Source organism: Mesorhizobium sp. P2_E10 (assembly GCF_056404235.1).
Genome location: NZ_JBFUEK010000002.1, coordinates 99,080 through 121,402, shown reverse-complemented (window position 1 = coordinate 121,402; position 22,323 = coordinate 99,080). Strand labels below are relative to the sequence as shown.

Annotated in this window: 21 protein-coding genes and 1 pseudogene; 14 read left to right on the top strand and 8 right to left on the bottom strand. The window is 61.8% G+C overall.

Features of this window, described 5'->3' with window-relative positions; translation table 11 throughout:
* Positions 1 to 4 precede the first annotated feature (4 nt).
* The 3 genes from AC1D0N_RS05210 (at position 5) to AC1D0N_RS05200 (ending at position 1,984) form a co-directional block, all read left to right on the top strand.
* Positions 5 to 883, top strand: a complete 879-nt coding sequence (locus tag AC1D0N_RS05210) for an intradiol ring-cleavage dioxygenase (RefSeq protein ID WP_477242123.1) — start codon at positions 5 to 7, stop codon at positions 881 to 883.
* 313 nt (positions 884 to 1,196) lie between these two features.
* Complete coding sequence (locus tag AC1D0N_RS05205; RefSeq protein WP_477242121.1) at positions 1,197 to 1,442, top strand: hypothetical protein; 246 nt, start codon at positions 1,197 to 1,199, stop codon at positions 1,440 to 1,442.
* A 308-nt stretch (positions 1,443 to 1,750) separates the two neighbouring features.
* Positions 1,751 to 1,984 (top strand): hypothetical protein, encoded by a 234-nt coding sequence (locus tag AC1D0N_RS05200; protein WP_477242119.1) that lies wholly within the window; start codon positions 1,751 to 1,753, stop codon positions 1,982 to 1,984.
* A gap of 1,005 nt (positions 1,985 to 2,989) precedes the next feature.
* Here AC1D0N_RS05200 and AC1D0N_RS05195 read toward each other — a convergent pair.
* Positions 2,990 to 4,969: an AI-2E family transporter gene (locus AC1D0N_RS05195; protein ID WP_477242117.1), complete on the bottom strand. Its 1,980-nt coding sequence runs from the start codon at positions 4,967 to 4,969 to the stop codon at positions 2,990 to 2,992.
* A 266-nt stretch (positions 4,970 to 5,235) separates the two neighbouring features.
* Between AC1D0N_RS05195 and AC1D0N_RS05190 the strand changes: the two genes are divergently transcribed.
* Positions 5,236 to 5,457: an alkylphosphonate utilization protein gene (locus AC1D0N_RS05190; protein ID WP_477242115.1), complete on the top strand. Its 222-nt coding sequence runs from the start codon at positions 5,236 to 5,238 to the stop codon at positions 5,455 to 5,457.
* A 238-nt stretch (positions 5,458 to 5,695) separates the two neighbouring features.
* Positions 5,696 to 7,636, top strand: a complete 1,941-nt coding sequence (locus AC1D0N_RS05185; RefSeq protein ID WP_477242113.1) for an acyltransferase family protein — start codon at positions 5,696 to 5,698, stop codon at positions 7,634 to 7,636.
* Positions 7,637 to 7,826: 190 nt separating this feature from the next.
* On the opposite strand, the gene AC1D0N_RS05180 is transcribed toward AC1D0N_RS05185, so the two are convergent.
* Both AC1D0N_RS05180 and AC1D0N_RS05175 read right to left on the bottom strand, forming a co-directional pair.
* A complete protein-coding gene (locus AC1D0N_RS05180; RefSeq protein ID WP_477242111.1) occupies positions 7,827 to 8,708 on the bottom strand; it encodes a transglutaminase family protein in 882 nt (293 codons plus the stop codon).
* 163 nt (positions 8,709 to 8,871) lie between these two features.
* Positions 8,872 to 10,230 (bottom strand): glycosyl hydrolase, encoded by a 1,359-nt coding sequence (locus tag AC1D0N_RS05175; protein WP_477242109.1) that lies wholly within the window; start codon positions 10,228 to 10,230, stop codon positions 8,872 to 8,874.
* A 485-nt stretch (positions 10,231 to 10,715) separates the two neighbouring features.
* Here AC1D0N_RS05175 and AC1D0N_RS05170 point away from each other — a divergent pair, with 485 nt between their 5' ends.
* A complete protein-coding gene (locus AC1D0N_RS05170) occupies positions 10,716 to 11,717 on the top strand; it encodes a YihY/virulence factor BrkB family protein (protein ID WP_477242107.1) in 1,002 nt (333 codons plus the stop codon).
* A 561-nt stretch (positions 11,718 to 12,278) separates the two neighbouring features.
* Here the strand turns inward: AC1D0N_RS05170 and AC1D0N_RS05165 are convergent.
* On the bottom strand, positions 12,279 to 13,172 hold the full coding sequence (locus AC1D0N_RS05165; protein WP_477242105.1) for a PRC-barrel domain-containing protein: 894 nt from the start codon (positions 13,170 to 13,172) through the stop codon (positions 12,279 to 12,281).
* Positions 13,173 to 13,424: 252 nt separating this feature from the next.
* Between AC1D0N_RS05165 and AC1D0N_RS05160 the strand changes: the two genes are divergently transcribed.
* The 3 genes and pseudogenes from AC1D0N_RS05160 to AC1D0N_RS05150 all read left to right on the top strand — a co-directional run bounded on the left by AC1D0N_RS05160 (position 13,425) and on the right by AC1D0N_RS05150 (position 14,699).
* On the top strand, positions 13,425 to 13,676 hold the full coding sequence (locus AC1D0N_RS05160; protein WP_477242103.1) for a GlsB/YeaQ/YmgE family stress response membrane protein: 252 nt from the start codon (positions 13,425 to 13,427) through the stop codon (positions 13,674 to 13,676).
* A 74-nt stretch (positions 13,677 to 13,750) separates the two neighbouring features.
* Entirely contained in the window at positions 13,751 to 14,014 is a 264-nt protein-coding gene (locus tag AC1D0N_RS05155; RefSeq protein WP_477242101.1) for a YMGG-like glycine zipper-containing protein, read from the top strand.
* A gap of 56 nt (positions 14,015 to 14,070) precedes the next feature.
* A pseudogene (locus tag AC1D0N_RS05150) lies at positions 14,071 to 14,699 on the top strand (LolA family protein).
* Between the two features lie 33 nt (positions 14,700 to 14,732).
* On the opposite strand, the gene AC1D0N_RS05145 reads toward AC1D0N_RS05150, so the two are convergent.
* Positions 14,733 to 15,209, bottom strand: a complete 477-nt coding sequence (locus AC1D0N_RS05145; protein ID WP_477243089.1) for a YciE/YciF ferroxidase family protein — start codon at positions 15,207 to 15,209, stop codon at positions 14,733 to 14,735.
* Positions 15,210 to 15,502: 293 nt separating this feature from the next.
* Here AC1D0N_RS05145 and AC1D0N_RS05140 point away from each other — a divergent pair, with 293 nt between their 5' ends.
* A complete protein-coding gene (locus AC1D0N_RS05140; RefSeq protein ID WP_477242099.1) occupies positions 15,503 to 17,530 on the top strand; it encodes an ABC transporter ATP-binding protein/permease in 2,028 nt (675 codons plus the stop codon).
* 154 nt (positions 17,531 to 17,684) lie between these two features.
* Positions 17,685 to 18,005, top strand: coding sequence for a hypothetical protein (locus AC1D0N_RS05135; protein WP_477242097.1), 321 nt, complete (start codon positions 17,685 to 17,687; stop codon positions 18,003 to 18,005).
* Between the two features lie 60 nt (positions 18,006 to 18,065).
* Here AC1D0N_RS05135 and AC1D0N_RS05130 read toward each other — a convergent pair whose 3' ends face one another.
* Positions 18,066 to 18,671 carry a DUF6456 domain-containing protein gene (locus tag AC1D0N_RS05130; RefSeq protein ID WP_477242095.1) on the bottom strand — a complete coding sequence of 202 codons (606 nt, stop codon included), beginning with the start codon at positions 18,669 to 18,671 and terminating at the stop codon, positions 18,066 to 18,068.
* Positions 18,672 to 18,811: 140 nt separating this feature from the next.
* On the opposite strand from AC1D0N_RS05130, the gene AC1D0N_RS05125 reads away from it, so the two are divergent.
* A complete protein-coding gene (locus AC1D0N_RS05125; RefSeq protein ID WP_477243088.1) occupies positions 18,812 to 19,099 on the top strand; it encodes a DUF982 domain-containing protein in 288 nt (95 codons plus the stop codon).
* Between the two features lie 22 nt (positions 19,100 to 19,121).
* On the opposite strand, the gene AC1D0N_RS05120 is transcribed toward AC1D0N_RS05125, so the two are convergent.
* Both AC1D0N_RS05120 and AC1D0N_RS05115 read right to left on the bottom strand, forming a co-directional pair.
* Positions 19,122 to 19,835 (bottom strand): GcrA cell cycle regulator, encoded by a 714-nt coding sequence (locus tag AC1D0N_RS05120; RefSeq protein WP_477242093.1) that lies wholly within the window; start codon positions 19,833 to 19,835, stop codon positions 19,122 to 19,124.
* 84 nt (positions 19,836 to 19,919) lie between these two features.
* Entirely contained in the window at positions 19,920 to 20,117 is a 198-nt protein-coding gene (locus AC1D0N_RS05115) for a hypothetical protein (protein ID WP_477242091.1), read from the bottom strand.
* Positions 20,118 to 20,379: 262 nt separating this feature from the next.
* Between AC1D0N_RS05115 and AC1D0N_RS05110 the strand changes: the two genes are divergently transcribed.
* Positions 20,380 to 21,042: a LexA family transcriptional regulator gene (locus AC1D0N_RS05110; RefSeq protein WP_477242089.1), complete on the top strand. Its 663-nt coding sequence runs from the start codon at positions 20,380 to 20,382 to the stop codon at positions 21,040 to 21,042.
* A gap of 141 nt (positions 21,043 to 21,183) precedes the next feature.
* Positions 21,184 to 22,233 carry a tetratricopeptide repeat protein gene (locus AC1D0N_RS05105; RefSeq protein ID WP_477242087.1) on the top strand — a complete coding sequence of 350 codons (1,050 nt, stop codon included), beginning with the start codon at positions 21,184 to 21,186 and terminating at the stop codon, positions 22,231 to 22,233.
* Positions 22,234 to 22,323 lie beyond the last annotated feature (90 nt).

Here is a 22,323-nt window from a genome sequence, read left to right as displayed (position 1 = left end):
AGATATGGAAGCGCACGAGAAAGGCTTCTTCACCGAGGCGACTTCCGTCGAGGTCGTCACCGGCCGCAACAAGAACGCCGGGGATGAGCGGCTGAAGGCGGTGATGGAAGTCATCACCCGCAAACTGCATGAGGCGGTGAAGGAGATCGAGCCGACGCAGGATGAATGGTTCGATGCCATCCAGTTCCTGACCAGGACCGGACAGCTGTGCACCGACTGGCGGCAGGAGTTTATCCTGCTCTCTGACGTGCTCGGCGTCTCGATGCTGGTCGACGCGATCAACAACCGCAAACCGTCAGGCGCCTCGGAATCGACGGTGCTCGGGCCGTTCCATCTCGCCGACGCACCGGAACTGCCGATGGGCGCCAACATCTGCCTGGACCACAAGGGTGAGGACATGTTCATCCATGGCCGCATCCTCGACACCGAAGGCAGACCGATCACTGACGCCGTGCTCGATGTCTGGCAAGCCAATGACGAAGGTTTCTACGACGTGCAGCAGAAGGGCCTTCAGCCCGACTTCAACCTGCGCGGCGTGTTTCGCACCGGCGCCGACGGGCGCTACTGGTTTCGAGCGGTGAAGCCGAAATTCTACCCGATCCCCGATGACGGCACGGTCGGCAAATTGTTGCACGCACTCGGCCGCCACCCCTACCGCCCGGCGCATCTGCACTACATTCTCAAGGCCGAGGGGTTCGAGACGCTGACCACCCACATCTTCGATCCTGATGATCCCTATATCAATTCGGATGCGGTGTTCGGGGTGAAGGAAAGCCTGCTGGCGAAGTTCAAGCGCATCGACGATCTCTCGCGGGCAAGGAAGCTCGATTTCGCCGGCCCGTTCTGGGAGGTCGAGCATGATTTCGTGCTGGCGAGGGGCTAGCTAACACTGCAAGGCATGCGGGCGGGAGGCAACCCACTGCATGCACCCTCAGGATCCCAAAACATTCCTGCAGCGGCAGGAAACTCTTGTCGCGGCGAAGTCGTTCTTGTCAGCAACGGGCGAGCGCATCGATCCTATCTGCGCAATCATCCCATCGGGATGGGTCCACAAAATCAATATATACTTTATATATTAAACAAAACGCCTGACTTATTGGCTTTGCATTCCATACATTGAAACTTTTGCTTCAAATATCCGTTTCTCCTTTCGATCGCAAACTGGACGATCCCAAAGCAAACGAGAGGAACTGACGATGAATATCAAGATGATCTGCCTGGGCGCCGTGGCGCTTTCGATGGTGAGCGGTGCGGCTCTGGCCGGTGCGCTCGACAATCCCTCCACCTTCTCCACCGAGACCAGCATGAAGAGCATGTCGTCGCAAGCGAGCATGACCAACGTGGCGAAGCCCGGAACGTGGAAGGAATGCAGCGACCGAACGATCGACAAGCAGCACAATGATTTCTGCAAGTTGACCATGCAGCTAGGTGGCGCGAATTAAACGCAGCTTGCCTCACGGATTGCGGCACAGAAATGGCGGGCTTGGCTCGCCATTTCCTCGCCGGCAACAACGGCCGCAGACCCAATCTTATCGGCGTGCTGCCGTTGGCTCGACGACGCAGCCCGCCCTTTTCATGCCAAGCGCCGACCATGGCGATCTCCGGCGCCCATCTATTAGCCGGCGCTCATGTGATTTCGTTTTGTCAACACCTTTGATCTCTGCCGACCCTGTACTTATAGGCAACTGAATCTGTTGCGATCATTCGGCTAAAGGTCAGGCTGCGGATAGTCAGCGAGATGGCTAGGGCGATGAAAACCTATCGCGTCGAAGAAGTCGAAAACGACATCGTTCTGGCGACGCACCTGATTGAAGCACCGATCCCTTTCGAAGCCGCCGAACGGGCGACAAGAAGAGCAGTCACCTTGAGACGAGGTGAAACGAGCTGGATCAGAGTGACGGAAACCTGGATCAGGGCGGGTCAAACGACATCCAGGGAAAGAGTTTTCGAGTATGTGGCGATCGGCAGGGAACGACCTTCGTGAGGCTTCACGCCCGGCGTCGGCTCTCTCGATGCCTCACAAAAAGCCCGCCGGCGCTGACCAGCGGGCGAATGGAGGTTAGAGCCACCAGGATCTAGCCTGGCGTCAAAGCCACGAGCCGGGACGGGTTTAGTTTCAAGCTGAAAGCCGTCCGACCAGCGCGAGCAAGGACGCCCGTTGCGGCGATGACCTCGAACCGCCTGATTGTCATCGTCGGACGACAGCGCTTGATGACCATCGCCCCCGCCTCTCACCGCCGCGTGAGGGTGGCCGATTGCGACGGCCATCCCCAAAACTGCTGCCGAAAAAATACACCCAAAAAAAGTCAAGTTGAAAACGCTCTGGCAAAACGCACCAGCCGGCGAAAAACCAGTCGATTCAAGCGCCTAGATGGCGGCTCAAGCGCTGCCGTTGGCCCCGACCAGAGGCCATCAAAAACCGCAGAAAACCGCCTTTTCCCAAGCTTTTCATGGTCGCGAGAGTGCCGGCGCGGACCTTAAGCGCGGCCCCCAAAGTGGTTCGAAACAGCCGGTCAAGCGACCCGGCAGGCGGCGTTGACAGCGCCCACCGCCAATGGATATTCGCTCACCCATGGGTCACGCCATAACCGTGGGCTGTTGATAACGGGGCTGAGGGGTTTCGGGAACAACGGCATTGGCGGGGGCGCCGGACGGGCGGGCACTTACAAGTGTACCGCCCGCTCCTGGCAGCCAGCCCGTTCCCCACAGGGGGCGACTCCAAATGCGACTATTTGCGCTGACTATTCCGTTGACGCAGGTATTGCTGCTGTCACCATGGACAGCTTTTGGCGCTTGTCGAGCGTCGGCTTCTTGTAGATTTTCTTCATCATTGTCCCCACGCCCAAATTGATCCTTCGGCAGAAGTCTCCAGGATGGCAGCGTTGTCAAGTTATCGCTAAAATATGAGCTCCGGGTGCGCTGCTGCTCGGCCTGCTGGCCTTGCTGACACGCGGCCCGTGAAGAGACAGAAATCGAACTGGCCGCCGGCTCAGCTGGCCACCGCGAGCGGCGCTTTCCTGGCGGCGGGCTGGCGGCGGCGCAGGCGGCGTTTGGTGGCGAGCTTGAGCGCCACCGGCGGCTCGTTGGACAAGGCGCCAAGCGCGGCGTCGACCATGTCGTGGGCGACGAAATCGGCATTCAGGTCGCCGGCCAGTTTGGCGGCAGCCTCCTTGTCGTCGTTGCCGGTCTCCGACCAGAACACGATGCCGACCCTGAGCGCCGGCCGGGCGCGCTTCAGCCGGCGCACCAGAAAGCGGGCGTGCTTGACGGAGTCGCGGTTGAGGAAGCCGACCACGACGGTGTCGACCGCACCGAGTTCAAGGCCGCGAATGCTTGCCGCTTCAATGTCGGCAAAGCTCGCCTTCGAGGCCGTCGCCCCTTGCACTTCCAGCACCTGCGCCAGCATTGCGGCGGCGGCATCGTCAAGTTCGCCGCGGCCGCCGGCACACAGCACCGAGATGCCGGTGCCGTCAGGCAGTTCGGTGTCGTCCTCGCTTTCTTCCGCTGCCTCTTTTCCCGCGTCGACCTTGGCGCCATCGGCCGGCTCCTCGTCCTCGTCCGCTTCCTCCTGTGCACTGTCGTCGAGGTTCGCCACCAGCGTCAGCGCACTGGCCGCCACCTGCCGCCTTTGCTGGTCGCCCATGACGCCACGCACGCGGTCCTGCTCGCCGAGCAGCAAAGCGGGAATGGCGACCTTGTCGTAGAACTCGACCAGATATTTTTCCTCCAGCATCTCTTCGGCGTGGTCGGTGGCCTCGTCGGGATCGCCGGCCAGCAGCCGCTGGTAGAGCCTGGCATGCGGTTCCAGCACCGGCTCGTTGCCGAACAGCACGTCGAGAAATTCGAACTGCGGCACGTGCCGGCCGAGCACGACCAGACAGACGGTGAGCGGGGTCGACAGGACCAGGCCGAGCGGTCCCCACAGCCAGGTCCAGAAGATCGCCGCGACAATGATGGCCAGCGGCGACAGCCCCGTCCTTGAGCCGTAGAGCCAGGGTTCGATGACGTTGCCGGTGACCAGCTCCATGACCACAAATAGCCCGGCGGTCCAAAGCACCAGCGACCAGCCGGGCGCCACGGCCAGCGCCAGGAACAGCGGCAGCAGCGCGCCAATGACCGGGCCGATATAGGGAACGAAGCGCAGCGCCAGCGCCAGCAACCCCCATAGCAGCGCATTGGGTATGCCCAGGATCCAGAGCCCGATGGCAATGGGGATGGCGTAGACGGTGTTCACGATCAGCTGCATGATCAGATACTGCCCGACCCGCTTGCCGGCATCCTGCAGCGCCTGGGTGGTGCGGTGAAGATCGCCATAGCCGACGAGGCGTATGAAGCGATCGCGCAGATCCTCCCGCTCCAAAAGCATGAAGATGACGACGATGACGATCAACCCGGCCGAGGCCAGCGGGCTGATCAGCGGACCGATCAGGTTCTGCAGAACCTGCAGCGGCCGTTCGCGGGCGACGATCTCGACCGGCACCGGCTCGCGCTTCGGCTTGTCGGCGACAGGCGGCGACGGATCCTGCTGGTCGATCTCCTGGCCGACGCGCTCGATCACCCGGCTCAATCTGGCAATGATCCCGCCCTCGACGCCGGTTTGCTTGAGCGAATGGATCTTGGTCAGGATGTTGGTCTGGTAGACCGGAATGTTCTGCGCCAGTTCGCTGACCTGCGTGGCGACAATGAAGGAGAAAAAGGCGAGCGCGGCAAAGGCGCCGAGCACGCTGACGATGACTGCGGGAAGGCGGGGAATGCCGACACGCTTCAGCGCCGACACCACGGGGGCAAGCGCGAAGGTCAACAGCAGCGCGATGGCGATCGGCAGGAAAACCTCGCGCCCGAAATAAAGTGCTGCCACCGCCGTCACGATCGTGGCGACGGTGGGCAATGAGGTGCGCGGATGGATGTTGGCGGCGGACAGAATGCCCGCCAGTCCGGGCTGCGTGCCGTTTCGACGATTTGCCGCCACTGAATGTCTCCCCTGCCAACCGCCATGATCGGGTATATTTAGCTGGCGTGCAACTAAGTATGGCTGGCGAATTGAGAGCGCACCTCTGGCTTCGACCCTGTGGGGGCGAGGTCGGATTGCCCCGATTTGTCCTTCACAAATCGAATGGCAATCCGGGTCAGGGGTGAGCCTCCACCAAGCTGCAAGGCTGCTCGGCGCGCTTGACCGTGTCGGCATCGGCGGGATAAGCCCGGCGCTGTTAATGACTGCCCAATGAAAGATCCGACATGACAGACGCGATCGTGAAAGACAGCAATGGCGCGCAGTTGCACGAGGGCGATTCCGTGACCCTGATCAAGGATTTGAAGGTCAAGGGCACGTCGGAGACGATCAAGCGAGGCACGCTGGTGAAAAACATCCGCCTCACCGGCAACCCCGGCGAAATCGAGTGCAGCACAAAGCAGGTCAAGGGCCTGGTGCTGAAAACCGAGTTCCTGAAGAAGGCGTGAGTGCGCGAGCGCAAGCTGCCAATCTCCCCTTATGTTGCACCGCGATAGATTTGTTGCATTGCGATATCGGCCTGTAGGGTCGAGTCTTTGCATCGGGCGGGCTGTCAACGACTACGGCCCCACGCGTCCATTCCGGCGCGCAGGGACGCTGTAGCACGTGTGATCCCGGCGAGATTGTTACGGCGTCTCGCCAGCCGGACCTTCGGTTCGGGATCATGCGACAGAACGAGGTTTCACTGTGCCAGCATCGTTCCGGCCCGATATCGAAGGATTGCGCGCCCTGGCCGTGGCCGGCGTGATCGCCTTCCATTTCGGCCTCACCGGCCTGCCAGGCGGCTTTGTCGGCGTCGACATCTTCTTCGTCATCTCGGGCTATCTGATCACCAAACACCTGCTGGCCGAGATCGGCGAGACCGGGCGGCTGAACCTGTGGCGCTTCTACGCAAGACGGGCCAGGCGGCTGTTGCCGGCGGCGCTGTTCGTCATCCTGGCCACGCTGGTGGCGGGTGCCTTGATCCTGTCGCCGGAGGAACAGGCGCTCTATTCCAAGGGCGCCATGTACGCCTCGGCCTATGCGATCAATCTGTGGCTGATCCGCTGGTCGTTCGACTATTTCGCCGCCGACGCCACCAACAACCCGTTCATCCATTTCTGGTCGTTGTCGGTGGAGGAGCAGTTTTACCTGACCTGGCCGGCCTTGCTGCTGCTGGCGGCATGGCTCAAGCCCGGCAAGCGCGGCGCCATCCTGGCGATCGGCATCACCGGCGCGGTGTCGTTCGCCATCTGCGCCTGGCTCACCACCGTGGCGCAGCCCTGGGCCTTCTATTTCTCACCGCTGCGCGCCTGGGAGTTCGCCGCCGGCGGGCTGACGACGCTTGCGCCGCCAAAACTCTGGCAGGAGCGGCCAAAACTCGGCGCCGCCCTCGCCTGGCTCGGCCTGGCGATGATTGCCGGCGCCTATCTCAGCTTTACCGAGGACGCCCCTTTCCCCGGTTTCATGGCGCTGCTGCCGGTGGCCGGCACGGTGCTGTTGCTGTTGGCGGGAGCGGCCGGCGTCAGGAATGGCCCCAGTGCCATCCTGGCGCTGCCGCCCTTGCAGTGGGTCGGCAAACTCTCCTACTCGCTCTATCTCTGGCACTGGCCGGTGATCGTCTATGCCGCGATGCTGGTGCCCGACCTTTCGCCGCTGCAGCGCCTCGGCTGTCTGGCGCTGGCGCTGGTGCTGTCGCTGTTCACCTATCACGTCATCGAGAACCCGATCCGCCGCAACCGATGGCTGATGGCCAATGCGGCGCGGGCGCTGGTGCCGGCCGCAGCGCTGACCGTTGCCGGCGTGGTGGCGGCCTATGCCAATGCGCGGCTCGTAATGCATGATCTCGACCCGCAGCAGCGCAGCATCGCCGCCAGTGCGGCGCGCCCCTCCACCGCCCGCAAGGCCGGCTGCGTTCTCAGCTATGAGCCGGTGACGCCAAAACCCTGCATGTTCGGTGAAAAAGCCGCCGGGCACACGATTGCGCTGTTTGGTGACTCGCACGCCGATCACTGGTCGACGCCGCTGATCGAGGCGGCTGAGAAGAACAACACCAAGGTCGTCACCTGGCTCAAATCCTCCTGCCGGGCCTCGCGGCTGACGGTCTGGGTGAGCAAGCTGAAACGCGACTACACCGAGTGCGATCAATGGCGCGAGCGATCGATCAAGCAGATCATCGCCGCGCGGCCGAGCCTAGTGGTGATTTCCGAGATCGCGCAGACGAGTTTGCGCAAGATGTCGGCCGGCATGCAGGCGCCCGACAGCCAGGATGCCGACTCGCGCGCCGCGCTGCGCTCGACGCTGCAAGCGTTCAGCCATGCCGGGCTGAAGGTCGCCTTCATCCGCGACGTGCCGTTCAATGACGAGCATATCGACACCTGCGTGGCGCGCGCGCTCTGGCGAGGCGAGAGGCCGTCGCTGTGCGACCAGAAGCGGACCGACGCCGCCAACGATGCAGCCGCTGCTGTCGAGCGCGACATCGTGCGCACCATTCCGGGCGCCAGCTACATCGACATGACCAACCAGTTCTGCGACGCCAAGACCTGCCACGTGTTCATCGGCGGCCAGCTCGCCTACCGCGACCGCCACCATCTGGCGACGCCGTTTGCGGAATCGCTGGAGCCGGCGGTGGAACGGGCATTGTTTTAAGGGGGTGAGATGAGAACAGCGGGGGCGCTGGCGGCCTGACCTTTCTCCTCGAGGGAGAGGTCACATTGCTCCGATCCGTCCCCTCCCGGATCGGGCAAATGCGGGTGAGAGGTGATCTCCAGGCTGGAACATCTCTCACCCGGCTCCAGCGTGTCGTCGCCAGGCTCGAAGAAACCCGCGCCGAGGGAGCCTAGGCGCCGGTTTCCTTCGTCACCTTCACCTCGACGGTCATGCCCAGAAAACTCGAGGCACTGCCGGAGTAACTTCCAGAAAGCGGTATGGCCTGTTGCGGGTGCCTGGCGACGGCCACCCTGATCAAATCGCGGTTGCCGACAATGCCATTGGTGGGATCGAACTCGACCCAACCGGCGCCGGGCAGGTAGACTTGGCACCAGGCATGCGTCGAGCCGCCGCCGCGCACATCCGCACTGTCGCGGCTCGGCACATAGACGTAGCCGGTCACAAAACGGGCAGCAAAGCCCAGCGAGCGAACCGCTTCCATCATGAAAAGCGCAAAGTCCCGGCATGTGCCTTTGCGCAGATGCAAGGTCATCAGCGGCGGCTGCGTCCCGGTTTCGAACCGACGGGAATAGACGAAGCTCTCGTGGATGGCGTAGCAGAGCGTCATCAGCAATTTGCCGGTCTCGGTGTGTCCCGTGGCACTGACGAACTGTCGCGCCCATTTGCCGATCTCGTCGCCGTCGTCGAGATGATGGCGCTCCATGGTCTGCGCAAGGTCGGCCGCCTCGTCGGGATCGTAAGAAAACGGATAGTTCAGCGCGGCCTCGTCGATGCGGAAATCGGGCGCATGCTGCGGCGTGTGATCGAGCCGGATGTCTGTCGCGAAACGGAGTTCATTGGCCGAACCCTCGAAATCGATCACCGCAACGCAGTTGCCAAAAACGTCATGGATCCAGCCAACCGCCTTTGGCTCGGGGTCCACGGACAAAGCATGGTCCAGCAACCGCTGATCGAAACTGTCGCGCGGCCTGAACATCACCCGGTGCTCGCCAAAGCTCACCGGTTGGCGATAGCGATAGACGGTCGTGTGCTTGACTGAAAAAATCGGCATCGGCGTCCGTCGGCAAATTCACCTGCGGCGCAATCATATAATGTTTTCCTCATACTTCCGATGGGTTCTAGCCGGAGCCGGCCCGACCTGTTTCCGCGGCGGCGACCCCTTCCGGCACGGGTCGCGAGGGCGACGCAGGCGCCTTGCCGTAGAGACGGCTCCATCATTGCGTGCTGGGTGAAAGCGCGATGACAATCGGATGGTCGCTGAGCGTAATTTCGAGCGAACGCAAATTGCTCAGTGTCTGGACAGGCTCAACGCCAATTGTTGGATCGTAGGTTCTTACCGACGCGCGCGTGTCGCCAAAATGGACTGTCACGCGGTCTTGGCCGCTCAAGCGTTCGTCCCACACGACAAGTTGGAAGGTGCCGTCGCTGTTCTGCAGGAGCAGCTCGTGAACGGTCTCGGGTTGGTCTGCGATCGTGAAGTCGAGCTGGCCGGGTTTGGCGAGGATACCTTTGTCCGCCAAAATGGTCGTAAGGTTGTGAAGGTAGATCGCGGCCTTGCGCGGTGAATAATCCGCCTTGTAGAAGCCGAAAGATTGGTTGCCGCCTTCGTCGGTACGGTCGCGCAACAGATAGACCGATGTATAGGCGTAGCCGCGCTTGAACTGCGCGAGGTACAAGCTCATCAAATAAAAGCCGTGCATTTGTTCCGTGACCGCACCTCCGATCGTGGTCCCGGTCTCGGTCGTGACACGCGGCAGCGTATTGAGTTGCTCCTGGGTGTAACCCCGAAACCCTCTCGCCCAGGTGACGCCGAAGTTGCCGAATAGCCCGTCCACTCTGGATGCGGCGGTTGGATCGGCAGCGCGCCACGTCTTGTTGTCGGCCGGATACGGCGAATGTGAGTGATAGACGTAGTTGTGCACATTGGCGTAGTCGGCATACTTCGTGCCGTCTGGCATCAGGGTTCCGGCGCCGGGCGGGATCGTAAGGAACTGAAGGCCGACATTGTCTTTCTGCGCGCCGGGTTCCGAGATCGACCAGACAGGATACTTCGCAAGCACCGGATCACTTTTGACAGCCTGGTAAAGATCGCGCTGAAGCTTTGCGACGGCCATCCACGAGCGCTCACTGCCGCCGCCCTTCTCGCCCTCATAGGTGACACCCCAGTTGTTCGGCTCGTTGTTGCCCTCGAACGCGAGCAGCGCGCCGGCTTCGGCAAGCACTTTACCTGTCTCGACCAGCTTCTTCACATCAGTCCCACCACTGACCAATCCCCAATTCAGGCGCACGCCGGTTTCGCGATGCAGATCGAGAAAGGTTTGGACGGTTGTGGGGCCGTTGTCGCTCAGGCCTTCTATTCCCGCCCTCACCCATCGAAAGCCGCAATAGCGGACCATTTCGATCGTCCTGGCCAACGGCTGGCCTCGATCGGGGAATGTGGAAACGACGCCGATGCTGTTGAGAAAGTCGTTCGTCGCAATGGCGGTTTGGGGCGCCGCAAGCGAATGGCCAGGGGGCACCACAGCCAGCGCCAACCACGCGAGGGAGCAAAACATTTTGGAAGGGGTGATCATCGCCTGGGACTTCAAGCCTCTCACATCTCGCCATAGCGCATGAGCCAGTGCTCGCGAAAGCTCACCTTCTGGCTGAGCGATAGACGGTGGTGTGTGTGCTTGACTGAAAAGATGGTGGCTTCCGCGGCGCCCGCTTGCGCAGGTCTCGACGCTTACCGACCATTAGCGGGGGACAACCGTCCGAACGGGGTTATGTTACAGAGTTGCTAATATTAGGGTCAGCCTTGGCCGGCTTGCCCCCCGAAAGAGACCCCCAAGCCGGTCAGGCCCGATGGCCCGTCGAACATACCCCAACAGGCTGTCGGGCCGCTGCCGTCCAGCGACCTCCTGTTGTCTTGCCTTCGCCAAGACGAGGTCGCGCCATGACGCCGCATCTCAGTTTTGAGAGGGGCTGCGAAACTCTTGCCGCTCTCGCCAATGGAACATCAGAAGTGCTGGCGCATTGCTAGTGAACGCCAATGTGGCTCACTGCCCACGGTCCCAAAATGCGACGCGCGATCACAGATGTATGGGAGTTGGTGCGAGAAAGCGTAGTTGGCTTTGTCAACGACAATGCTCTTAGTCATGGCGCAGCAATGGCTTTTTACGCCACAACCTCGTTGGCGCCAATTCTCCTCATCGTGGTCGCAATCGCGGGTCTCGCTTTCGGTCATGAAGCTGCGCAAGTGGCATTGTCTGCCCAAATCTCAGGGCTGATGGGTCCAGAAAGCGCCAGTCTTCTTCAGACCGCGCTAGAGAGCGCATCCGGCAAATCATCCGGCACCTGGGCGGCGGTCATTGGCTTCGTCACCTTGTTGGTGACCGCGTCTGGTGTCTTTGGCGAAATACAGCAGTCGTTGAACACGATATGGAAGGTCCAACCGCAGGGCAGTTCGTTGTCACGCCTGGTGCGCGCCCGTGCGGCAAGTCTGGGACTGGTCGGGGCACTTGGTTTCATGTTGCTCGTCTCTCTCGTCGCGAGCGCGGCGATCTCGGCACTGGGCAACATGATCAACGCTCAGTTGCCGTTCGGCACAATCGTCCTCAGCGTGATCAATGCGGTGGTTTCGTTTGTCCTGATCTCGGCGATGTTCGCCGCCATCTATAAGATCTTGCCCGATCGAACCCTGGAATGGCGCGATGTCGTGATAGGGGCCGTTGTGACCGCTGCGCTGTTCACATTCGGGAAATCGCTTGTCGGTTGGTATGTCGGCTCCAGCGCGATCGCGTCTTCATACGGGGCTGCCGGTGGGCTGCTCGTCATACTGCTCTGGGTCTACTACTCGTCGGAGATTTTTCTTCTCGGTGCGGAATTCACCCGCGCCTATGCCGTTCGACACGGCAGCAGATCCGATCTTGACGCGCTGGTTCACAGTGCCTCGCCTGCACAACTCGTCGTGCCAAATCGCGCTGAGCAGTCGAGTTCGGCTGGCGTTGTCGCGCTGTTAGCTGTGGCATGCGCGAGCGCAACGCTGACCAACCTGTTGCTCGGTCTTCGCCGCCCGTGATGGAGGCGGAGGGAAACTCGATCCTGAAATCGACAGCGCTTTCCGGCAAGGTTGCGGCTAGACCACGATAAGCCGCTTCCCTGAAGAGAGAAGCCCGCCGCACTCACGAACGACGGGCTTCGGCCTGCGCCACTGGAAAGCGCGGCCCGCAGCGCTCCCACTCACTGCTCACAGCGTAAACGAATAACCTCGGCGCGGGTTTCAAGAAAAAGCCGGCAGCACGAGCCAGTCGGTTCTGTGGACTTTGGAAGTTGCTAGTTCTTAGAAGGCGGCGATGCGATGAACGCTACGACTTTTCCAAGCAGCTCGCGCTTCACCAGCGTCGGTCGTTCATATGTCTTCTTCATAAGGATTCCCCAATTGCCCGATTGTTCGGACATGCCTTCGCCGGATATCGGCTGTCAAGCCAACGCTGATGCCAAGCCGGCTGGCCAGCGGGCTTTGGACGCGCGTTGCGTTTCAATTCAAGCTGCTGCCGGCAGATGACGCGCGCTGCGCAATCGAAACGCCCAGATCCAAGAATTTGGCCCGCGCCGGCCTCGGCGCGGGCCATTTCAACCATTACTGGCTGATGACGATCCGCTGTTTGTCGCGGTTCTGGGCATAGGTGCCCTTGTCATATGCGGTCTGCGCTTCCAGTTGGGCTTTGGTGAAGTTGGTGTAGAGATAGCGATTTCCATCCTTATCGGACATGAACTTCAACTTCTCCAGGCCGACGGCCACTTCCTTTTCGCCCATGCCCAGGAAGCCGCCAACGTCGACCACCACGGCATCCACCTTCTTGTCGCCGCTTAGCACAACGTCGCCGATCTCGCCGACCTTTGCATCGTCGGCGCCATAGACCGTGGTACCGATGAAGTCCTTGGCGCTGATCTTATCTAGTGGCACCTCGGTCAGCGTCGCCTTGTCGATAGCGGCGGTTGCCGTTTTGTCCGTCGTGGCTGGCGCCGGTTCGTTGCTGGCCGTGGTGGCCGGAGCCGGTTCATTGGTGGCTGCTGGAGCGGCAGCATCGTTCGAAGCCGTCGTCGTATCGTAGACCTTCAGGTCGAAATCGGGCTGCGCCTGGAGGTCTTCCTTGGTGGTCTTTGCCACCAGCCAGCGTTCACCCTTCTTCTCGACCCATTCAGCCTTGCTGAAGTCATACGCGACATTCTTTTCGCCGATGCCCAGAAATCCGCCAACACCGATGACGATGTATTTGGCTTTGCCGTCGTTGGAGAGAACGATGTCTCTCACATCGCCGATCTTCTCTGCATTATCCGCGGCGCTATCGTAAACGTCGGCGCCGATGATCTTGGTGGCCAGGCTGCCGTCAACCATTTTCGCCGGCGCCGCCGTTGTTGTCTGAGAGGTGCTGGCAGGCTTGGCAGTGTCTTCGGCCGAGGCAACTGTGGCCCAAACCCCGGCGGTCAGAAGCGTCGCTACAGCTGTGGTAGCCAAAAGTTTGCGGATCATGATACGTTTCCTTGTGCGTTAGTGTTGATGCACGCCGCGTTCGGCTTGACCATTCCACCGGTGGCTGAACGCGGCACCGTTTGCGATTTCACAACGAGCCGTGCGGGACGAAGTTCCATCATTTCGCAAGCAGAATGAGATGCTGCCACGAAGTCAGCAACTCGCTGAGATTGATCGTTTTTTCGCGGAACCTGTTTGACTTATGAACGTTTCCTCGGCGAACCAATTGCGGTTCGAGGAAAGGGGAAAACCATGCAGAATCCTGGCGTCGGTTGGATCGCTGCGATCATCATCGGCGGTCTCGCCGGCTGGCTCGCCGAGATGTTCATGAAAAGCAACATGGGCGTGCTCATGAACATCATTCTGGGGATCGTCGGCGCCGTTGTTGCCAACGTCCTTCTCGGGGCGCTCGGCATTTCGTTGGCCGGCTGGCTCGGCTATCTGGTCGCTGGCTTCATCGGGGCGTGTATCCTGATTGCCGTGGCCAGGATGATCAAGCGCTGATCAAACAGCAGGACGGATCAAAAGACGCAGTGGCGCATTTTATCTCCGGCTAATTAGAGCCCAGGAGAGAACGAATGAAAAAGTCACTGCTTCTTTTAATCCTATTGCTTCCGCTTGGTGCATGCTCCCGTACGGAGCAAGGTGCTGCAGTTGGCGGCTTGGGTGGGGCCGCGGTTGGTGCGGCTGTGGCCAACGATCCAGTGCAGGGAGCTGTCGTTGGCGGTGCAGTAGGCGCCATCGCCGGGGCGGTGATAGGCCACGCCAGCGAGGCCGGCCAATGCCGGTACCGCGATCGCCATGGCCGCGTCTATATCGCCCAGTGCCCAGACGGCTACTAATAGTCGAAGGCGCGTGATCTTGCGATCACGCGCCTTCCATTGGCCAGGATAATTCCATGCGCTGTAACCCTAAAAAACTGATTGGCTTCTGGTTCATCCTGGTCGCCGCTGCCGCCATCAATGCAGAACTTACGACCTCGCCGTCGGCAGCACCTTTAGACGCGCAGGAGATTGCCGATCACTTCTCATCGGTCAAATCGATGTCAGGGGACTTTGTTCAGTCAGGCCCGAAGGGGGAAAAGACCACCGGCAGGTTCTTTTTCCAACGCCCAGGCAGAATACGATTCAACTATGCGGGCCAATCAGGCGTCAGCGTAATTGCTGATGGCAAGTCGTTGGTCGTTTACAACAAGAAGCTCAAGACATCGCGGCTTTATGCGCTCGCGAAGACGCCGCTGAAGTTGCTCCTCGATAACAAAGTCGACTTCTCCGGCAGGCGCCTCAAAAGCACTAAGGAAGAAGGCAACCTGGTAACTGTCAGGCTCGCCGACAAGTCAGCCTTCGGCAATTCAGCTATCGCCGGAAAACGCTCGATTTGCGCAAATGGAGCCTCACCGACGAGAGAGGACTGACGACGACGATAACAATCTCAAACGTGAAGCAGGGCGTTCGCGTTGCCGATGGAACATTCAAGATCGATTATGCGGCGAACCGTGAATACAACACCCCTGCGAAATCGCGTTGAATTGATCGTACCCCTTCCGTCGCGGCGGATTCGTCAATTTGGCTTGTTGATCGACGTGACCGCGAGGTTCGTCAGTTTGTTGTTGGTCGCCTTCTCCTGGTCGAGTATTTCGCTGAGCAGCTTGTGCGCCTCGTCATGCCCGAGGTCTTTCGCCCATTCCCGCAGAGAGCCGTACCGGGAAATTTCATAGTGCTCGACTGCCTGGCACGCTGCCAGCAAGCCTGCTTCGAGAGCCGTCCCCGATGCTTCTTCCATCAGCCCGTCGGCTTCCTTGATAAGGCCCTCGATGGCGTCACACTTCTCGCCCGAGGCCGTCTTGCCTATCGACTTGAAAACCTGCTCCAGCTTCTTGATCTGCCCCTTGGTTTCCTCAAGATGGTCTTCCGCAGCCTTCTTGAGCTTGGCATCCTTCGCCGCCTTGGCCACCTTGGGCAATGCCTTGGTAATCGCGTTTTCGGCGTAATACATATCCTGAAGGGTATGCTCGAAAATATCGGCTAACGTTTTCATAGTGATCCTCCTACGCCTCAACTGGCTCCAGGAGAAAGAGCGGGCGAGGCGAATGGTTCCGAGCTTTTGCGCGAACCGGAGGGGTCTTCCTGATGGGCCGCCAAGCTGGGAAAAGGGAAGCGGAACTTGCGCGATCGGGACGCGTTGGATTTCCATCAGTCGATTCGGGCTGACACTACGCCCGAGAGAAGAATGAGCACCTCGCGGCGAGACCACGTGAGGCCCAGCTGGCAGTGGTATTCTTCGTCAGCGACATCATGAAACCTTTTGTTTTTTAAGCCGTTATGGGCCTTATGTCGGGGGCTAAATCCAAGCCGAAATCGGTCGACGGCGCCAAACCAGGGGGCGCCGAAAAGTCGCGCCGGAAAAAGGCATCGACTGTTGAAGCCGCGCCTGAGGTGGACGGCCAGCCCGCGCCGCCGCCGGAGGCCGTCGAGCCCGATCCGGATTTGACGCCCGAGCAGGCCGAGCAGGCACGCAAGAAATACCTACTGCGGCGTTTCTGGATCAGCGCGCGTGGTTACTGGAGCCGGCGCGGCGACCGGCTCGCCTGGCCATTCACGATCGGGGTGCTGCTGCTGATCTGCATCAACATCGGCTTCCAGTATGGCATCAATGTCTGGCACCGCTCGATGTTCGATGCCCTCGAGCAGCGCAACGCCCGCAGCGTCTATTTCCTCAGTGCCGTATTCGTGCCGCTCGTGCTCTGCAGCGGCAGCCTCGTCGTCGCGCAGGTCTACCTGCGCATGACGATCCAGCGCCGCTGGCGTTCCTGGCTGACCACCGCGGTCATAGCGCGCTGGCTGGCAAACGGCCGCTACTACCAGCTGAACCTCGTCAGCGGCGACCACCAGAACCCCGAGGCCCGCATGACCGAGGATCTGCGCATCGCCACCGAGTCGCCGGTCGATTTCATCGCCGGCGTGCTCAACGCGTTCCTGTCGGCCTCGACCTTCATCGTCGTGCTGTGGACTATCGGCGGCGCGCTCACCCTGCCGATCGGCGGCGAGAGCATCACCATTCCCGGCTTCCTGGTCATCACCGCGATGATCTATGCCGCCATCACCTCGACCTCGATGGTGGTCATCGGCCGCAATTTCGTCCAGCTCTCCGAACGAAAGAACCAGGCGGAGGCCGAACTGCGCTACACGCTGACGCGCGTACGCGAAAACGGCGAGAGCATCGCCTTGCTGGGCGGCGAGGAAGAGGAGCGCAGCGGCATCGACCGGAATTTCGGCCATGTGCTGAGGCAATGGGCGCTGCTGACCGGCCAGCACATGCGCACGGCGGCGGTGTCGCAGGGATCGAGCCTGTTTGCGCCGGTCGTGCCGATCCTGTTATGCGCGCCAAAATTCCTCGAAGGCTCGATGACGCTTGGCGAGGTGATGCAGGCAGCGTCTGCCTTTGGCATCGTGCAAGGCGCGTTCGGATGGCTGGTCGACAACTATCCCCGTCTCGCCGACTGGAACGCGTCGGCGCGGCGCATCGCTTCGCTGATGATGTCGCTCGACGGGCTCGAGCGCGCGGAACAGAGCGATGCGCTCGGACGCATCAACCGAGGCGAAACCGACGACGGCGCCATCCTCAGCCTCGATAATCTCTCAGTCACGCTCGACGACGGCACCTCCGTGGTCAAGGAAACCGAGGTCGCGATCGAACCGGGCGAGCGGGTGCTGGTGGCCGGTGAATCCGGCTCGGGCAAGTCGACGCTGGTGCGGGCCGTCGCGGGTCTGTGGCCGTGGGGCGGCGGCAGCGTCAACTTCCATACCGACAGGCGGCTGTTCATGCTGCCGCAGCGCCCATACATTCCCTCAGGCACGCTTCGCCGCGCCGTCGCCTATCCCGCCGCAGCCGACAACTGGTCGATCAAAGAGATCAAGGCTGCCCTCGACAAGGTGGGCCTCGCCTATCTCGCCGCCAAGATCGAGGAAGACGCGCCATGGGACCAGACCTTGTCGGGCGGGGAGAAGCAGCGGCTGGCCTTCGCGCGTCTGCTGCTGCACACCCCCGATATCGTCGTGCTGGATGAAGCAACCTCGGCACTGGACGAGAAGAGCCAGGACAAGATGATGGAGACTGTCATCCACGAACTGCCTGATGTCACCATCATCAGCGTGGCGCATCGCGCCGAGTTGGAAGCCTTCCACAGCCGCAAGATCACGCTGGAGCGGCGCAAGGGCGGCGCCAAGCTGGTCAGCGATATCGAGCTTGTCCCGCGCAAGGGCAAACGGAACCTGCTCACGCGCGCCTTGTGGGGCTCCGGCGCGCCGAAAGGCAGCATGACCTCGAGCAAAGCGACGCTGTCCCACACAAAAGATTGAAGTATGCCTGGTCGCTCGCCGCCGTCTCACTGCCCGCTGGAGCAGGCAGCCCCCAGTACGGCTCTCACCCTAAGGTCCATCACATCTCACAAATCTGTGGAACGCGTCCGCGCCTCAGGGGTTATATTAGGTCAACCTTGAAAAGGAGGTAGCGATGAGAAAGCTCCTGCTTGCCTCGGTTATCGCCATTGCTTCGGCGGCGGCGATGATCGCCCCCGCCAATGCACGCGACCGTGTCGTGATCGGATTCGGCATCGGCGGCTTCGGGGACAACTACTACCGCAATGACTGTTACGCCTATGGCGACTGCTACGGCGATCGCTATGTCTATCGCCCCTATTACCAATACGATGCCTACGACAATGGCTACAGGCCGCGCTATCATCACCGGCACCACCGTTGCCACATCAAGTACATCAAGCACTGGCGCCATCACCACAAGGTCGTGGAGGTGGTCCGCGTGTGCAGGTATTGACGAACTGATCCGGCCGGCTTCGGCCGGCCGGATCGGGTTGGTCGGTCATTTTGGGCTCGGTCACCGCGGCTTGCGCATCAGCATCATGCCGTAGTGCACGGCCAATATGTCGAGGCCGATCTTGAGCAGCTTGGTCACCACATCGCGCGGCTCGCCGGTCTGTTCGGCCAGGCTTTTCACCGAGTCTCCGGCGCAGCAGATTTTCTGCACCACGCCCTCCACCTCCCAATGGCCGAGCGCACGGGTGGCATCGGCATAGGAGCGGCCGGCGGAAAGAATGCGGTCGGCAACGCCGCCACCGAAGCGGCCGCCGTCGACCCGCTCAGTCCAGGTCATCGGCTTGACGCCATCCTGCTGACTGCTGCGAAAATCCTCGCGGTAGCGTATGCCCGCCTCGCGCTGCTGGCGCGACAGCGAGGTGATGCCGGTCAGCGGGTCGACATTGCGCACGCGTACGATGCCACCGGTCGAGGTGTAGCCGTCATTGGACACCTCATAGACGCGCCGCGCCTCCTCAGTGCCCGCCGCCAGCCGCTTGCGGCCGAAGGCGTCGTCCTTCAGCGCGAATTCATGGCCGATCTCCTTGCGGATGCGCACCTGCTCGGCCTCGCCCTTGGGCAGTTTCGGCAGCTTGGGCTTGGCTTTCTGCGCGGTTCTTTTGCTCATGGGAACTCCTGCGGAATAGGGGAACAAGGCAGTTTGGGAAGGCAGCGCCCGCGCCGCTCGATGCAACCGCCCGGCCTTGCCGCGCGTTGTTGGGGCGACAGCAAATGAAATCGACAGCGAGGTGTAACCCCGTGGGTACGATGCGAACCGGACGTCCGATCACAGTGAGCTTCGACGGCGAGACCTGGGTGATCGACAGCGTCAACGATGCCGCCGACTTTCTGCAGCGCTGGCCGGTCGACCGGCGCGGCCATGTCTACCGCAGCGCGCTCAACGCCTGCAGTGCGGCGATCGCGGCGCAAATCTCCACAGTCGACGCGCTGAAGGCGTTCACCGGCTTTGCCCGGGTGACCGGCATCCTCGTCGCCAATGACGACCCGGCCATGGTGTTCGAGCCCAAGAGCGTTCAAAGCCGGATGCCGAAATAGCGTCGACTGCGCCAGCGCCCAGTCATACCGCCTCCGCGACGGGCATCGGTCGGCAAAAGCGCGCCTGGTGATAGGCGCAGTAACTCTTCAACGCCCGGGGGCGCAGGCCGCAGCACAGCATGTCGGCTCCCGGCCGGCTGCCCGGCGCGTCGTTTTCCGGGTCTTCCTCCAGCGTCAGATCGAGCGGCGCGCGGCAGCGGCCGAACAGGCAGTCGATGAAGCGCATGGCGGCGACATGCGGCTGGCGCCGAACGGCGAGCGGGCGCGGCGCCGGCAGCTTGATGCGGTAGATTTCGCCATCCACCACCAGCCTCCCCTCGCCCGGGGTCGAGCGCGCCAGCCGGGCCGGCGACGAAAGCTTGGCTCGCGTCTGCGTGGTTGGCCTCGCGGCCGGCCTGACCGATTCCGCCTGCTTCGAAACTTCTGCTCGTCGTGCGGACTTGTCCGACTGAACCGGCAGATTTTTCCGGACCGTGGTTTTGCTGGCCGCATTCTCGTTCGCCGCAGCCTTCCTTGCCGCAATCTTCCTGGGCCGCCCGCCGGATCTGCCGCCCTTGGGATTGGCAAAGCCGATGGTCTTCAGGGCGGTGTTCCGGTGGACGATGCCGATGATGGCGTTGCGCGAGACAGGGCTGCCGCGCAGCGCCGTGAAGCGGATGGCGATCCTGGTGGCCGACAAGCCATCCCTGAGCCAGACGGCGATCTCCTGCAATTCGGTATCGGTATAGGCAGTCATGTCGGGATCCATTGATTGCGCGCAAAGGCAGGCGCTCCGCCTGAAGGCCGGAGCGAAAGGTTCAGAGCGTCTTGGTTGGTGTCGTCAGGCGGTGCTGGCGATCGGCACGGAGCCGGCGGCGAGGCGCCGCAACGCGGCTTCGGCGGCCACCTTGGTGAGGGCGGAAACCGCCCTGCCCGTCAGCCGGTCGAACAGGATAACGGTGCCGTCTTCGGTGCGGACGCAGGAGATGCCCTGTCCGCCGGAAGCAGCTCCTGGCGCGCCGGCGGCGCCATGGGGCAAGCAGGTGGCCGGAGCCGCGAGAGGAACGGCTCCGGCCGTTCCGGTCGTCGCCCGCGGTGACGACGGGGCGACCGGATCCGGAGCAAAAGCTCCGGTTTGCGTCCGGACCGGGGAGGAGGACAGCCCGGACGATTGGAGAAAGCTGGCGATGCCTGCGGAAACGCTTGCGGTTTGTTCGATCATGCGCTAAGCGTACGATATGTACGAAGCGCATGCAAGCGAAATCGTACGTATTGGACGATTGTTCAGGCAGTTTGTACGAATGCAGGAACCGAGGCACAGATTGCAGCAGGCGCGGGCGGAGGCGGGCTATGCCTCACCGAGCGACGCCGCGCGGGCATTGCGCGACATCAACAAGAACACGCTGATCAGCCATGAGAACGGCAATCGGCCGCTGTCGCGCAAGGCGGCGGAGAAATACGGCCGCCTGTTCGGCGTCGATCCCGGCTGGCTGCTGTTCAATGGCGATGGCGGCAGCCTTGCGAGCGGCCATTTCGGCTTCGACGATACAGGCAGGCAGATCCCGATGCCGTCCCTGGCCACTGTCGACGTGCCCATCGTCTCCTGGATCAGCGCCGGCGAACTCGGCGGCCAGGACATGGTGGTCAATCTCAGCGACTATCCGACCATCCCCACCACCGACCTCGAGCAGGGCGAATGGATTGCGCTGCGCGTCGACGGCCCGTCGATGAACAAGATCTCGCCGCCGGATTCGATCATCTTCGTCAATTTGCGCGACAAGCGGCTGGTGACCAATGGCTGCTATGTCATTTCAGACGAAACCGGCCAGGCCACCTACAAGCGCTATCGCCCCAACGAGAGCCCGCCCTTCCAGCCGGCCTCCTACATGGACATCCCGCCGCCGGCGCTGGAAGGCGCGATCACCATCATCGGCCGGGTGAAGCGCTCGATGATCGATATGTGAGGGGCTACAGCCGCGGCACCGCTTTGCCTTCGGCCTCGAAATCTGAACATTGCTCTTTCTCGACGCCGCAATTTCTGCTTGCATGGCAAGCAGCCGTCGGTGTCGGCCGAGGTCAATGGTTTTCGGGGGAGAACCGGCGAAATGACGAACCGGGAAGGCGTGGGCGAAAGCCGGCTGATACGGCTGGTACGAAAATGGCGCCTGCCGCTGTTGCTGCTGCTGACCGGCCTCGTCGCGGTGGACGTCCGCGGCGCGATGGGGATCGCCGCCAATCTCACCTATGCGGCCTGCATCGGCAATGCGGCCGACCCCAGCCGGCGGATCGAAGCCTGCACGCAAATCATCGATAACCAGGCCGACGCTCCTGACAAGCGTGCGACAGCCTACTTCAAGCGCGCCTACGCCTGGTCCATGGAAGGTGATCTCGACCGCGCCATCGCCGATAGCGACCAGGCGATAGGCCTCAATCCTGAATACGCATCCGCTTACTACAACCGAGGCTACGACTGGGCCACGAAAGGCGATTACGACCGGGCCATTGCCGATTATGGTCAGGCGATCGCCTTCGACCCGAAAAGCAGCGCTGCTTACAACAACCGAGGCCTTGCCTGGTCGTACAAGGGCGACAATGACCGGGCCATCGCGGATTACAACCTGGCGATCATCGCCGATCCCAAGAACGCATCCGCATACCTCAACCGGGGCGGCGCATGGGCGGCGGAGGGCGCCTTCGATCACGCCATCGCCGACTACAACCGGGCCATTGCCCTCGATCCGACACTCATCGGGGTCTATGAAAACCGTGGCCTGAGCTGGGGCGGCAAAGGCGACTACAACCGCGCCATCGCCGATTTCAACGTGGCTATCGGCCTCGATCCGAAACGCGCCTACGCCTACTACGGCCGGGGTCTAGCCTGGTCAAACAAGGGCGACGACGACCGCGCCATCGCCGACTACGACAAGGCCGTGGACCTCGACCCGAAGTTGGCCGATGCCTACTACGCGCTGGGCCTCGCCTGGGCGCACAAGGGCGACCACGACCAGGCCATCGTCGACTACGACCAGGCAATCGCGCTCAATCAGAAATCCGCCGATTTCTACAACGCCCGAAGCGCCTCCTGGAAGGCGAAGGGGAACCGCGAACGCGCCGAGGCCGACCGGAAGACGGCGGCAAGCCTCGGCGGGAAGTAGGTTGCCAGAAAGGAAGGTCGCGTTCCTTCGCACCCCCTCTGGCCTACCGGCCATCTCCCCCGCAAGGGGGGAGATCAGCAGTTCGAGCCC